Raw genomic sequence first — 12,764 nt, 5'->3', positions numbered from 1 at the left:
GCCAGCCAATAAAAAGGGCGCCGTGCAGTCAATGCACGGCGCCCTTTTTTGTGGCTGGCGATTACATCAGTCGATGTATTCGAACAGCTTCACAATTTTCTGTACCCCGGACACACCCTGTACCAGGTTGGTGGCGCGGGTGGCTTCCTGCTGGGTCAGCAGGCCCATCAGGTAGACGATGCCGTTGTCAGTCACCACCTTGATCCGCGAGCCGGGGATCGCGCTGTCGGTGAGCATCTGCGCCTTGATCTTGGTGGTCAGCACAGCATCATTGCTGATTGCCAGCAGGGTGATGGGTTGTGCGACCTGCAATTCGTTATGGACTTTCTTGACCCGTTGCACGGTCGAAGCGGCTTGTTCGGCCTGGGTCTTGAGGTCGGCGCGCGGGGTTTGCCCGGCGAGGAGCACGATGCCGTTGAAGCTGGTCACGACGATGCGCGATGCGCCGTTGCCCAGGTCGGTGGCGGCCTTGGCGACGTTGACGCCGACCTTGGTCTCGATCAGCGAGTCATCGATCTTGCTGCCAAAGGTGCGCGTGCCGCGGTCGTCCTGGATAGGGGAGTCGCGGGTCGCGGTGATGGCCGAGGTGCAGCCGCTGATAGCGAGGCACAGCGTGATGGCCATAAGGCTGAGGCGGTTAACGGTCATTCTTCACTCCCGAACAGTTGGCTGTCGATCAGATCGCACAGGCAGTGGATCGTCAGCAGATGGACTTCCTGAATACGTGCAGTGACATGGGCCGGGACACGGATCTCCACGTCTTCGGGCAGCAGCAGTGAGGCCATGCCGCCACCGTCGCGCCCGGTCAATGCTACGACAATCATTTCGCGATCATGTGCGGCCTGGATCGCTTGAATAATGTTTGCCGAGTTGCCGCTGGTGGAAATCGCCAGCAGCACATCGCCCGGTTGGCCGAGGGCACGGATTTGTTTGGAAAAGATTTCGTTGTAGCTGTAGTCGTTGGCGATCGAGGTAATCGTCGACGAATCGGTGGTCAAGGCGATAGCCGGCAGGCTCGGCCGCTCGCGCTCAAAGCGGTTGAGCAGCTCGGAGGAAAAGTGCTGGGCGTCGCCGGCCGAACCGCCGTTGCCGCACGAAAGCATTTTGCCTTCGTTGAGCAGGGCGTTGACCATGACCTGGCTGGCTTGCTCGATGTGCGGTGCAAGTACGTCCATCGCCTGTTGCTTGGTATCGATACTGGCCTGGAAAAGCTGGCGAATTCGGGATTGCATGTCCATCTGTGTGACCTTAAGTAGCGCGGCTGTATGGCACACGAATGTGCAGCCCGCAAAGCAAAGAGCAAAAGTGTGCGGTGAAGATGTCCGGTCTGTGCCGGTGGCGCTCAGCCGTCGAAGGCGTTGCGCAGCCAGTTCAGACCAGCGGTTCCGTGGGGGCTGCTTTCTATGGCAACCACATCGAAACGGCAGGGGGACTCGGCCCAGCGATGTTCACTGAGCAGGAAAAACTGCGCGGCGAGTATCAGCTTTTGACGTTTGCGCTCGTCGATACTGGCGAGCGCACCACCCCATTGTGCGTATTTTCTGTAGCGGACTTCGACAAATACTACTGTATCGCCGTCAAGCATGACCAGATCAAGCTCGCCGCGTTTACACAACCAGTTCTGCGCCAGCAGGCGCAGACCTTGTCGCTGCAAGTGTTCAAGTGCTTGTTGTTCGGCATCCTTGCCGGTTTCTGCGCTGGAGCGTGGGGGCATCAGCGCGGGGTATCGGGCAAGCGTTCGATCTGACCACTGACAAACTTGGCCCACGGCATCTGGCGTTCGATCCGTTGGCTCGGGCTCATGCCCAGGTTGCCGGAAAGGCCGTCGATGCGGGTGTCGGGCAGCGCCTTGAGTTGACCCAGGCGTGGCGCCAGGCGGTAGGCGTCCACACCCATCGCATAGAGGCGGCCCAAGCTGCCATTGGCTTGTGGCCATTGTGTAGCAACCTGATTGCGCAGCGGGTCGGTGGTGTTGAGCAGCCACGGCGTTTCGCAGAACATAATGCCGTTCATGTCGTTGTACTGGTTCTTGTCGCCACTGGCACTGAACACGTGGGAAGTGGCATATACCGGCACATCGCCCGCGTATTGGAAGTTCAGCGTCGGCTTGATCTGTTGAGCCTGTTGCGGCGTCACGGCGAGGAAGATGAACTCGATATCCTGGCGACGCGATGGCTGTGCCGCGATGTCAGTGCCGACTGTGCTTTGCAGGCTCTTGGCGCGGCCTTCGCTCTGGCGCAGTTTGAACAGATCGGCGATCTGCTGGGCCAGGGCCACAGGCTGGTCGACATGTTCGACACCGATCAGGGTGCCGCCGTTGGCTTCCCAGTCCTGGCGGAAGGCCTTGAGTACACGGTCGCCCCACTCGCCTTTCGGCACCATGGCGGCTGCGCGGTGCAGGCCGTCGGCGCGGGCACGGCGCGACACTTCACGGGCTTCGTCCTCGGCAGCCAGGCCGAACTGGAACAGTTGCGCAGGGGCTTGGTCGCCCTCGCTGTAGTTCAGGGCCAGGGTGGTGATGGGCAGTTGCGGGCGGGCGCTGAGTTGTTTGACCAGCGGCTTCTCCAGCGGGCCGATCACCAGTTGCACGCCATCAGCCTGGGCCTTTTTGTAGAACTCATCGATGGAGCTGACGCGCGAGCTGTCATAGAACTCGATGACAGGTGGCTTTTGCCCGGCCTGTTGCGCCTGGTAGTGCGCGGCCACGAAGCCTTCGCGCAGGGCCTTGGCTACGCTGGCCAGCGGGCCTTGCTGCGGCAACAGCAGGGCGATTTTATTCAGCGGTTGGCTGGCCAGTTCCTTGAGCTTGGTCAGCGGCGTCGGCAGTTGCACCGCCGCCGGGTGCGCAGGGTTCTGCACGCGCCAGGTATCGATGGCGGCTTGCTGCTGCTCCAGGGTGCCGGCGTTTTTCACGGCCTGGGCCAGGCTGATCCAGCCGTCGAGGACCGGATTGCCGCTGGCCTGCAACTGCTCGCCAGGTACGGCGGCAATCAGGCTCCAGATGGCTTCGTGGTTGCTGGCGGCAGCATCGCCCGTCAGCAACGGAGCCATGGCCACGCGTTCGCGGGCGGCGGCCAGGGTCTGACCGTCGGCTTCATAGGCGCGGGCATGCACGCTGCCAGTGCGGATCTGTTGTTCCGGCGGCAACTCCTTGAGGTTTTGCAGGCTCGGATGGCTCAGCGCGGTCAACGCAGCCTTGGGCTGGTTGCGGCCCATGGCCAGTTCTGCCGTCAAGGTGCTGGCGAAGACCTGGGCGGCCGGCTTGAGGCTGTCCAGCGGCACTTGCGCGAGGATCTGCGCGGAGCGCCCAGGATTGTTCTGGTGGAAGGCCATGTCCGCCGCGCTCAGGCGCAGCAGTGCAGCTTTTTCTGGAGTCTTGGCCGAAGTCGCCTGTTCGAGCAGTTGCTCGATGGTGGCATCCGGGGTCCGTGGGAGTTCGCCAAGGCTTGACGAGGGCGAGCTTGCGCAAGCCGCCAACAGGGCAGCCAGGCAAAGGGCAGAGAACAGCCGCAGGCAAGCGATCATGTAAGTGTTCCTGATACCGATCAAATTAGCGTGGAATTGTACCCAAGCACTGGCCCGGGCGCGATGTTAGTGGCGTGAAACCGTCTATTTAGATCGTTTAAATGTTGCAGGGCGTCAGTAACCGCCGCAAACAGACCCGATGGACACGACCCCGTTGGCGCATTTTCTTGACGTCTACGCGCTACAATATGGCTTTTGCCAATCTTTGAGGTGTGCGCTTTGACTGCTCCAGGTCCTTTGAATTCCACTGCTGGCTCGCTTTTTGTGGTGGCGACGCCCATTGGCAACCTGGACGACATCAGCGCGCGGGCGCTGAAAGTGTTGCGCGAAGCCAAGTTGATTGCGGCGGAAGACACCCGGCACTCGCTGCGCCTGATGCAGCACTTTGGTATCACCACGCCCCTGGCGGCCTGTCATGAGCATAATGAGCGTGACGAGGGCAGTCGTTTTATTACCCGTCTGCTTGCGGGCGATGACGTGGCGTTGATTTCCGATGCCGGTACGCCATTGATCTCCGACCCCGGTTACCACCTGGTCCGTCAGGCGCGGGCGGCGGGCATCAATGTAGTTCCGGTTCCCGGGGCGTGTGCGTTGATTGCCGCCTTGTCGGCGGCGGGCTTGCCGTCCGACCGCTTTATCTTCGAAGGTTTCCTGCCGGCCAAGGCCGTGGGGCGCCGGGCGCGCCTGGAACTGTTAAAGGAAGAGCCGCGCACCCTGATTTTCTACGAGGCGCCGCACCGTATCCTCGAGTGCCTGCAAGATATGGAGCTGGTCTTCGGTGGCGAACGCCTGGCCTTGCTGGCACGGGAGCTGACCAAGACCTTTGAAACCCTCAAGGGCCTGCCGCTGGAAGAGCTGCGCGCGTTTGTCGAGGGTGACAGCAATCAGCAGCGTGGCGAATGCGTCGTGCTGGTCGCGGGCTGGGCCGCGCCAGAAACTGAAGATGCCGTGGGCAGCGAAGCCATGCGCGTGCTGGACCTGCTGCTCAAGGAAATGCCACTCAAGCGCGCCGCAGCTCTGGCAGCCGAAATCACCGGTGTGCGCAAGAACGTGCTGTATCAGGCCGCGCTCGATAAGCAAAAGAGCGAATAGTTCCAGGGTTTAACGTGCACGGCGTCGGAACGTGATGGCAATGCTGTCTTTTAATACTTGTTCTAAGGCCGCCGTGCCGTTAACCTTCGCGGCGGAGAGTCGATTGGACAGTCGCTGCCCTCTATGAAAATTAGGGGGGGGAGGAAAGTCCGGGCTCCATAGGGCGAAGTGCCAGGTAATGCCTGGGGGGCGTGAGCCTACGGAAAGTGCCACAGAAAATAACCGCCTAAGCACTTCGGTGCCGGTAAGGGTGAAAAGGTGCGGTAAGAGCGCACCGCGCGACTGGCAACAGTTCGTGGCTAGGTAAACCCCACTTGGAGCAAGACCAAATAGGGTTCCAAGGCGTGGCCCGCGCTGGAACCGGGTAGGTTGCTAAAGATGTCCAGTGATGGCCATCGTAGACGAATGACTGTTCAAGACAGAACCCGGCTTATAGATCGACTCTCCACCTTTTTCCTTCTGCACGAGTCTCGGGCAGAAACCAGGTAGTAACGCAAGAATCCCTCCCTGCCAAATCATTGGCAGATGCGTCTTCGTAATACCGAAAAAATCTTACTCTTAATAAATTACTTTAAGTTCAAGCTCTAGCTCTTTGAGCTATTTGCGTTTGTTGAGTCAAAAACATCGCCGAACTCTCGTTTCTCCTCCTTTTACGCTCCTAAATCTCCGTTCTGTAAGGCTTTTCCTTTAATCCGCGCCTTGACGGTGTGGTGGGCGCATTCCTATAGTGTGCGCAAGTGGCGGAAAGTGGCACAAAGTGGGTTTTTTGAACGTAAAACGCTAAAATTTGGAGAAACGCACCTGTGTTTCGCGGAGCTAACGCTATCAGTCTCGATGCAAAAGGCCGTCTCGCCATGCCGAGCCGGTATCGTGACGAGCTCATTTCGCGAAGTTCCGGGCAGTTAATCATCACGATTGATGCCGTTGATCCTTGTTTGTGCGTTTACCCCCTCGATGAGTGGGAGTTGATTGAAACCAAGTTGCGCGCTCTGCCTTCGTTGCGTGAAGAAAACCGCCGTTTGCAGCGCCTGCTGATTGGTAATGCCGTCGACCTCGAACTCGATGGCAGTGGTCGTTTCCTGGTTCCACCGCGTCTGCGCGAATACGCCAAGCTTGATAAGCGCGCGATGCTGGTAGGCCAACTGAACAAGTTCCAATTGTGGGACGAAGATGCCTGGGATGCTGTGTCTGCAGCTGACCTGGCTGCTATTCAACAACCGGGCGCCATGCCTGATGAACTGCGTGATTTGATCCTGTGACTATTGATAGCGGCTTTAACCACATCACCGTGCTGCTTGACGAAGCCGTCGAGGCTCTCGCCGTGCGCCCTGATGGCTGCTATCTGGATGGCACGTTCGGGCGCGGCGGGCATAGCCGTTTGATCCTCAGCCAGCTCGGCCCGGAGGGCAAACTCCTCGGATTCGACAAGGATCCCCAGGCGATTGCCACCGGGCAAGCGCTAGCGGCCGAAGACGGCCGCTTTGTCGTTGTGCAGCGCAGCTTTGCCGAGCTGGGCGCGGAAGTCGCCGAGCGGGGCATGGCGGGCAAGGTGGCCGGGGTTTTGCTGGACCTGGGCGTGTCGTCGCCGCAGTTGGACGACCCTGAGCGCGGTTTCAGTTTCATGAATGATGGTCCGCTGGACATGCGCATGGACCCGAGCCGTGGCATCAGCGCCGCGCAGTTCATCGCCACCGCGCCCCACGAAGAAATCACCCGCGTATTCAAGGAATACGGCGAAGAGCGTTTCGCCGGCCGCATGGCCCGTGCCGTGGTCGAGCGCCGGGAAATCCAGCCGTTCGAGCGCACCGCCGACCTGGCCGAAGTACTGAAAGTCGCCAACCCGGCATGGGAAAAGGGCAAGAACCCGGCGACCCGTGCATTCCAGGGCCTGCGCATTCACGTTAACAACGAACTGGGCGACCTGGAGGCTGGCCTTGAGGCTGCCCTGGAGTCCCTGGAAGTGGGCGGTCGCCTGGTGGTGATCAGCTTCCACTCCCTGGAAGATCGCATCGTCAAATTGTTCATGCGTCGCCTGGTCAAGGGCGAAACCGACAACCTGCCGCGCAACCTGCCGGTACGTTTCGAAGCCTTTGTGCCGAAAATCAAAATTCATGGCAAAGCGCAGTTCGCTTCCGAAGCCGAACTCAAGGCCAACCCACGTGCTCGCAGCGCCGTCATGCGTGTTGCGGAGAAGTTGCGGTGAGCAAGCTTTTCGCCAAGCCCCTGCCGGGCGGCAGCTTCTTTATGATGCTGCTGTACGTCGGCGTACTGGTGTCTGCAATTGCGGTGTCCTACAGCGCCCACTGGAACCGTCAACTGCTCAATAGCCTGTACGGCGAATTGAGTGTGCGCGACAAGGCCCAGGCGGAGTGGGGCCGGCTGATTCTTGAACAAAGCACCTGGACGGCCCATAGCCGCATCGAAGTGCTGGCCTCCGAACAGCTGAAGATGCACATTCCTGGCGCGGCGGAAGTCCGCATGGTGGCGCCATGATGAAACTCGAAGGCGCACTCTACCCGTGGCGCTTCCGCGTCGTGCTGGGCTTGCTCGCGTTGATGGTGGGCGCGATTGCCTGGCGCATCGTCGACCTGCAAGTGGTGGATCGCGACTTCCTGATCGGCCAGGGCGATGCCCGCAGCCTGCGTCATATCCCGATTCCTGCGCACCGCGGGCTGATCACCGACCGTAACGGTGAACCCTTGGCTGTCAGTACCCCGGTGACCACGCTGTGGGCCAACGCCAAGGAACTGCAAGCGGTCAAGGACAAATGGACCGAGCTGGCCCACGCCCTCGGTCAGGATCCCAAGGCCCTTAAAGAGCGTCTTGAAGCCCAGGCCAACAAAGAATTCATCTATCTGGTTCGCGGCCTGACCCCGGAACAGGGCCAAGGCGTGCTCGACCTGAAAATCCCCGGTGTCTACGGCATCGAGGAATTCCGGCGTTTCTACCCGGCCGGCGAGACCACTGCCCACATGGTCGGCTTCACCGACATTGATGACCATGGCCGCGAAGGGGTGGAACTGGCCTACGACGAGTGGCTGGCCGGGGTTCCCGGCAAGCGGCAGGTCATCAAGGATCGGCGCGGCAGACTGATCAAGGATGTCCAAGTCACCAAAAACGCCAAGGCCGGTAAGCCCTTGGCGTTGTCGATTGACTTGCGCCTGCAGTACCTGGCCAACCGCGAGCTGCGCAACGCGATCATCGAGAACGGCGCAAAAGCCGGCAGCCTGGTGATCATGGACGTGAAGACCGGCGAGATCCTCGCCATGGTCAACCAGCCGACCTACAACCCGAACAACCGTCGCAACCTGCAACCGGCGATGATGCGCAACCGCGCGATGATCGACGTGTTCGAGCCGGGTTCGACCATGAAAGCCATCTCCATGAGTGCGGCCCTGGAATCCGGGCGCTGGAAGCCGACCGACAAAGTCGAGGTCTATCCGGGCACCCTGCAACTGGGCAAGTACACCATTCGCGACGTGTCCCGCAGCGAAGGCCCGGTGCTGGACCTGACCGGCATCCTGATCAATTCCAGTAACGTCGGCATGAGTAAAGTCGCCTTCGATATCGGCGGCGAAAACATCTACCACCTGGCGCAGAGGATCGGCCTGGGCCAGCCTACCGGCCTGGACTTCCCGGGCGAGCGCGTCGGCAACCTGCCCAACTACCGTGAGTGGCGCAAGGCCGAGACCGCGACCCTGTCCTATGGCTATGGCCTGTCGGTGACCGCGATCCAGCTGGCCCACGCCTTTTCTGTGCTGGCCAACAATGGCCGCATGACGCCGTTGAGCCTGATCCACCTGGACGAAGCGCCGAAATCCGAACAGGTCATCCCGGAAAACGTCGCCAAGACCATGCAGACCATGCTGCAACAAGTGATCGAGGCGCCACGCGGCGTGTTCCGTGCCCAGGTCCCGGCCTATCACGTGGCCGGCAAGTCCGGTACCGCACGGAAGACGTCGGTGGGCACCAAGGGCTATGCCGAAAACTCCTACCGTTCGCTGTTCGCTGGCTTCGGCCCGATGAGCGATCCGCGTTACGCCATCGTCGTGGTCATTGATGAACCGAGCAAGGCCGGCTACTTCGGTGGCCTGGTCTCGGCCCCCGTATTCAGCAAAGTCATGTCCGGCACCCTGCGTTTGATGAACATCACGCCGGACAACCTGCCGCCGACCCAACAAGCCAACGCCGGACCACCGGCCGCTGCTGTAAAAGCCAATGGAGGGCGCGGCTGATGTCTCTTAGCCTGAACAAGATTTTCGCCCACGCTGGCCGCGATCTGTTGATTCGCGAACTGAGTCTGGACAGCCGTAACGTACGTGCTGGCGACCTGTTCCTGGCTGTGCCAGGCGGCAAGTTCGACGGTCGTGCCCATATCGCCGACGCCCTGCAGCGCGGCGCGGCGGCGGTGGCCTACGAAGTCGAAGGCGCCACTGTATTACCGATTACCGATGTGCCGTTGATTCCGGTCAAGGGCCTGGCGGCGCAGTTGTCGGATATCGCCGGGCGTTTTTATGGCGACCCGAGCCGCCAGCTCAACCTGATTGGCGTCACCGGCACCAACGGCAAGACCAGTGTCACCCAGCTGGTGGCCCAGGCGCTGGACCTGCTGGGCCAGCACTGCGGCATCGTTGGCACCCTGGGCACTGGTTTTTATGGGGCGCTGCAAAGCGGCCTGCATACCACGCCGAACCCGATTGCCGTGCAGGCGACCCTGGCCGACTTGAAAAAGGCCGGGGCCAAGGCCGTGGCCATGGAAGTGTCGTCCCATGGCCTGGACCAGGGCCGGGTCACCGCCCTGGCATTCGACGTGGCAGTGATGACCAACCTGTCCCGCGACCACCTGGACTACCACGGCAGCATGGAGGCGTACGCCGCTGCCAAGGCCAAGCTGTTCGGCTGGACCGATCTGAAGTGCCGCGTCGTGAACCTCGATGATGCATTCGGGCGCCAACTGGCCGCAGAAAAAAGCGAAGCGCGCCTGATCAGCTACAGCCTGGAAGACTCCAGCGCCTACCTGTATTGCCGCGAAGCCCAGTTCAATGACGAAGGTGTACTCGCGACGCTGGTCACGCCCCAGGGCGAGCACCACTTGCGCAGTGCCTTGCTCGGTCGCTTTAACCTGAGCAACGTCCTCGCGGCCATCGGCGCCTTGCTGGGCCTGGATTACGCCCTGGACGAAATCTTGCGTGTATTGCCCAAGCTTGAAGGCCCGGCCGGGCGTATGCAGCGCCTGGGTGGCGGGACGCAGCCGCTGGTGGTGGTCGATTATGCCCACACCCCGGATGCCCTGGAAAAAGTTCTCGAAGCCCTGCGCCCTCACGCCAAGGGCAAGTTGCTGTGCCTGTTCGGCTGCGGCGGCGACCGCGATCGCGGCAAACGCCCGCTGATGGCCGAGATCGTCGAGCGCCTGGCCGATGGTGTACTGGTGACTGACGACAACCCGCGCAGCGAAGCGCCAAGGCAGATTTTCGATGATATCCGCGCAGGCTTCCAGGACGCCTCTCGGGTGAGCTTCGTCGCCGGTCGCGGCGCAGCCATTGCCCAATTGATCGCCAGCGCCAGCGCTGACGATGTGGTGGTCCTGGCCGGTAAAGGCCATGAGGACTACCAGGAAATCAACGGCGAACGCCATGCCTTCTCCGATCTGGTCGAGGCCGATCGCGCCTTGACCGCGTGGGAGGTAGCCCATGCTTAAGGCCATGCAGTTCAGCGAACTGACCCAGGCCTTGTCGGCCCGTGTGTTGTCGAGCGATTGCAGCTTCGACGGCGTCAGTATCGACAGTCGCAACATCAAGCCGGGGCAACTGTTTGTCGCCCTGGCCGGCCCGCGCTTCGACGGGCATGACTATTTGAATGAGGTGGCCGCCAAAGGCGCGGTCGGTGCCTTGGTGCAGCGTGAAGTCACTGACTCGACACTGCCGCAGTTGCTGGTGGCCGACACCCGTCTGGCCCTGGGTCAATTGGGCGCGCTGAACCGCGCGGCGTTCACCAATCCGGTGGCGGCGATCACCGGCTCCAGTGGCAAAACCACGGTCAAGGAACTGCTTGCCGGTATCCTGCGCACGCGCGGGCCGGTGCTGGCGACCCGTGGCAACCTGAACAACGACTTCGGCGCACCGCTGACCCTGCTTGAACTGGCGCCGGAACACACCGCCGCCGTGATCGAGCTGGGTGCGTCGCGCATTGGCGAAATTGCCTACACCGTGGCCATGACCCGGCCGCACGTCGCCATTATCAATAACGCGGGCACTGCCCACGTCGGCGAGTTTGGTGGCCCCGAGAAGATCGTCCAGGCCAAGGGTGAAATCCTTGAGGGCCTGGACGCTTCCGGTACCGCAGTCCTGAACCTCGATGACAAGGCCTTCGAAACCTGGCGTGTACGTGCCGCCGGGCGCAAGGTCTTGAGCTTCGCCGTGCACAACGCCGCGGCGGACTTCCATGCCTCGAACATCACGCTCGATGCCCGTGGCTGCCCGGCTTTCACCCTGCACAGTCCGCAAGGTGATGAGCACGTGCAACTGAACCTGCTGGGCAACCACAACGTTGCCAACGCCCTGGCCGCCGCCGCCGCTGCCAACGCCCTGGGCGTGTCGCTGTTCGGCATTGCTACCGGCCTTGGCGCAGTGCAACCGGTCAAGGGTCGCACCGTGGCGCAACTGGCGAGCAACGGCATGCGCGTGATTGATGACACTTACAACGCCAACCAGTCCTCGATCTGTGCGGCCATTGACCTGCTCAAAGGCTTTGACGGTCGCAAGGTGCTGGTGCTGGGTGATATCGCCGAGCTGGGCGACTGGGCCGAACAGTCCCACCGCGAAGTGGGTGCCTACGCCAGTGGCAAAGTCGACGCCTTCTACGCCGTCGGCCCGAACATGGCCCACGCCGTCGCCGCGTTTGGTTTGGGCGCGCGGCACTTCGCGAGCCAGGCCGAGTTGATCCAGGCGCTGGGCGTAGCCGAACAAGACAAACACACAACCATTTTGATCAAGGGATCGCGCAGCGCGGTGATGGAAAACGTCGTCGCGGCCTTGTGTGGCTCAAGTACGGAGAAACATTAATGCTGCTGCTGCTGGCTGAGTATCTGCAACAGTTCCACAAAGGCTTCGCGGTCTTTCAGTACCTGACCCTGCGCGGGATCCTGGGTGTGCTGACCGCGCTGTGTTTGTCGCTGTTTCTGGGGCCATGGATGATCCGTACTCTGCAAAACCTGCAGATCGGCCAGTCCGTGCGCAATGACGGCCCGCAGTCGCACTTGTCCAAGTCCGGCACACCGACCATGGGCGGCGCGTTGATCCTGTCGTCCATCGGCATCAGCACCTTGCTCTGGGCCGACCTGGCCAACCGCTATGTCTGGGTGGTGTTGTTGGTGACCCTGCTGTTCGGCGCCATTGGCTGGGTCGATGACTACCGCAAGGTAATCGAGAAGAACTCCAAGGGGCTGCCAAGCCGCTGGAAGTATTTCTGGCAATCGGTGTTCGGCCTGGGCGCGGCGATCTTCCTTTATATGACTGCGCCGAGCGCGGTGGAAACCACCCTGATTTTCCCGATGCTCAAGGATGCCAGCATCCCGTTGGGCATTGGCTTCGTGGTGTTGACCTATTTCGTGATCGTCGGCTCCAGCAACGCGGTCAACCTGACCGATGGCCTCGACGGCCTGGCGATCATGCCGACGGTGATGGTGGGCGGCGCCCTGGGCATCTTCTGCTACCTGTCGGGTAACGTGAAATTCGCTGAATACCTGCTGATCCCGTATGTACCGGGCGCGGGTGAATTGATTGTGTTCTGCGGTGCGCTGATCGGTGCCGGACTGGGCTTCCTGTGGTTCAACACCTATCCGGCCCAAGTGTTCATGGGCGACGTCGGTGCCCTGGCGCTGGGCGCGGCCCTGGGCACCATTGCCGTGATCGTGCGCCAGGAAATCGTCCTTTTCATCATGGGCGGCGTGTTCGTGATGGAGACCCTGTCGGTGGTGATCCAGGTTGCGTCCTTCAAGTTGACCGGTCGCCGCGTGTTTCGCATGGCGCCGATTCATCACCACTTTGAACTCAAGGGCTGGCCGGAGCCACGGGTGATCGTCCGTTTCTGGATCATCACCGTGATTCTTGTGCTGGTTGGCCTTGCCACCCTGAAACTGAGGTAGAAAC

The 12,764-nt window shown here is 61.2% G+C and carries 12 protein-coding genes and 1 other RNA gene; 9 read left to right on the top strand and 4 right to left on the bottom strand.

The features are described from left to right. Positions 1-66: 66 nt before the first annotated feature. The 4 genes from PSFL_RS02280 to PSFL_RS02265 all read right to left on the bottom strand — a co-directional run bounded on the left by PSFL_RS02280 (position 67) and on the right by PSFL_RS02265 (position 3,525). Positions 67-648 (bottom strand): BON domain-containing protein, encoded by a 582-nt coding sequence (locus PSFL_RS02280; RefSeq protein ID WP_057958495.1) that lies wholly within the window; start codon positions 646-648, stop codon positions 67-69. After that, complete coding sequence (locus tag PSFL_RS02275) at positions 645-1,238, bottom strand: phosphoheptose isomerase (protein ID WP_057438165.1); 594 nt, start codon at positions 1,236-1,238, stop codon at positions 645-647. Before PSFL_RS02275 ends, PSFL_RS02280 begins: the two co-directional genes overlap by 4 nt. A gap of 104 nt (positions 1,239-1,342) precedes the next feature. Further along, on the bottom strand, positions 1,343-1,714 hold the full coding sequence (locus tag PSFL_RS02270) for a YraN family protein (RefSeq protein ID WP_115128975.1): 372 nt from the start codon (positions 1,712-1,714) through the stop codon (positions 1,343-1,345). Further along, positions 1,714-3,525, bottom strand: a complete 1,812-nt coding sequence (locus PSFL_RS02265) for a penicillin-binding protein activator (RefSeq protein WP_115128974.1) — start codon at positions 3,523-3,525, stop codon at positions 1,714-1,716. Before PSFL_RS02265 ends, PSFL_RS02270 begins: the two co-directional genes overlap by 1 nt. Positions 3,526-3,744: 219 nt before the next feature. On the opposite strand from PSFL_RS02265, the gene rsmI reads away from it, so the two are divergent. The 9 genes from rsmI (at position 3,745) to mraY (ending at position 12,760) form a co-directional block, all read left to right on the top strand. Further along, a complete protein-coding gene (gene rsmI / locus PSFL_RS02260; RefSeq protein ID WP_115128973.1) occupies positions 3,745-4,617 on the top strand; it encodes a 16S rRNA (cytidine(1402)-2'-O)-methyltransferase in 873 nt (290 codons plus the stop codon). 95 nt (positions 4,618-4,712) lie between these two features. Further along, positions 4,713-5,066, top strand: an RNA gene (gene rnpB, locus PSFL_RS02255) — RNase P RNA component class A. 354 nt (positions 5,067-5,420) lie between these two features. Continuing rightward, positions 5,421-5,876 carry a division/cell wall cluster transcriptional repressor MraZ gene (gene mraZ, locus PSFL_RS02250; RefSeq protein WP_003171868.1) on the top strand — a complete coding sequence of 152 codons (456 nt, stop codon included), beginning with the start codon at positions 5,421-5,423 and terminating at the stop codon, positions 5,874-5,876. Further along, positions 5,873-6,820 carry a 16S rRNA (cytosine(1402)-N(4))-methyltransferase RsmH gene (rsmH, locus tag PSFL_RS02245; protein ID WP_029297816.1) on the top strand — a complete coding sequence of 316 codons (948 nt, stop codon included), beginning with the start codon at positions 5,873-5,875 and terminating at the stop codon, positions 6,818-6,820. Before mraZ ends, rsmH begins: the two co-directional genes overlap by 4 nt. Beyond that, the gene (gene ftsL, locus PSFL_RS02240; RefSeq protein ID WP_057438173.1) at positions 6,817-7,110 is read left to right on the top strand and encodes a cell division protein FtsL; all 294 of its coding nucleotides are present in this window, start codon (positions 6,817-6,819) and stop codon (positions 7,108-7,110) included. The genes rsmH and ftsL overlap by 4 nt, the downstream gene beginning before the upstream one ends. Further along, positions 7,110-8,852, top strand: coding sequence for a penicillin-binding protein 2 (locus tag PSFL_RS02235; RefSeq protein WP_169959848.1), 1,743 nt, complete (start codon positions 7,110-7,112; stop codon positions 8,850-8,852). The genes ftsL and PSFL_RS02235 overlap by 1 nt, the downstream gene beginning before the upstream one ends. Further along, a complete protein-coding gene (locus PSFL_RS02230) occupies positions 8,852-10,315 on the top strand; it encodes a UDP-N-acetylmuramoyl-L-alanyl-D-glutamate--2,6-diaminopimelate ligase (RefSeq protein WP_170059373.1) in 1,464 nt (487 codons plus the stop codon). Before PSFL_RS02235 ends, PSFL_RS02230 begins: the two co-directional genes overlap by 1 nt. Then, positions 10,308-11,678, top strand: a complete 1,371-nt coding sequence (murF, locus tag PSFL_RS02225; RefSeq protein ID WP_252117426.1) for a UDP-N-acetylmuramoyl-tripeptide--D-alanyl-D-alanine ligase — start codon at positions 10,308-10,310, stop codon at positions 11,676-11,678. The genes PSFL_RS02230 and murF overlap by 8 nt, the downstream gene beginning before the upstream one ends. Then, a complete protein-coding gene (gene mraY / locus PSFL_RS02220) occupies positions 11,678-12,760 on the top strand; it encodes a phospho-N-acetylmuramoyl-pentapeptide-transferase (RefSeq protein ID WP_029297824.1) in 1,083 nt (360 codons plus the stop codon). The genes murF and mraY overlap by 1 nt, the downstream gene beginning before the upstream one ends. The last annotated feature ends 4 nt before the right edge of the window (positions 12,761-12,764 follow it).

Origin of the sequence: Pseudomonas sp. DD1 (assembly GCF_044510355.1) — a bacterium.
Taxonomy (GTDB): domain Bacteria; phylum Pseudomonadota; class Gammaproteobacteria; order Pseudomonadales; family Pseudomonadaceae; genus Aquipseudomonas; species Aquipseudomonas shahriarae.
The sequence above is the reverse complement of the archived record's forward strand: the minus strand, read 5'-3'. Positions and strand labels throughout refer to the sequence as shown.

Bases quoted from the DNA above. Each gene is read 5' to 3' on its own strand.
- PSFL_RS02235 (WP_169959848.1), top strand. From the start codon at position 7,110: ATGAAACTCGAAGGCGCACTCTACCCGTGGCGCTTCCGCGTCGTGCTG.
- PSFL_RS02280 (WP_057958495.1), bottom strand. From the start codon at position 648: ATGACCGTTAACCGCCTCAGCCTTATGGCCATCACGCTGTGCCTCGCT.
- murF (WP_252117426.1), top strand. From the start codon at position 10,308: ATGCTTAAGGCCATGCAGTTCAGCGAACTGACCCAGGCCTTGTCGGCC.
- PSFL_RS02265 (WP_115128974.1), bottom strand. From the start codon at position 3,525: ATGATCGCTTGCCTGCGGCTGTTCTCTGCCCTTTGCCTGGCTGCCCTG.
- mraY (WP_029297824.1), top strand. From the start codon at position 11,678: ATGCTGCTGCTGCTGGCTGAGTATCTGCAACAGTTCCACAAAGGCTTC.
- PSFL_RS02270 (WP_115128975.1), bottom strand. From the start codon at position 1,714: ATGCCCCCACGCTCCAGCGCAGAAACCGGCAAGGATGCCGAACAACAA.
- PSFL_RS02275 (WP_057438165.1), bottom strand. From the start codon at position 1,238: ATGGACATGCAATCCCGAATTCGCCAGCTTTTCCAGGCCAGTATCGAT.
- PSFL_RS02230 (WP_170059373.1), top strand. From the start codon at position 8,852: ATGTCTCTTAGCCTGAACAAGATTTTCGCCCACGCTGGCCGCGATCTG.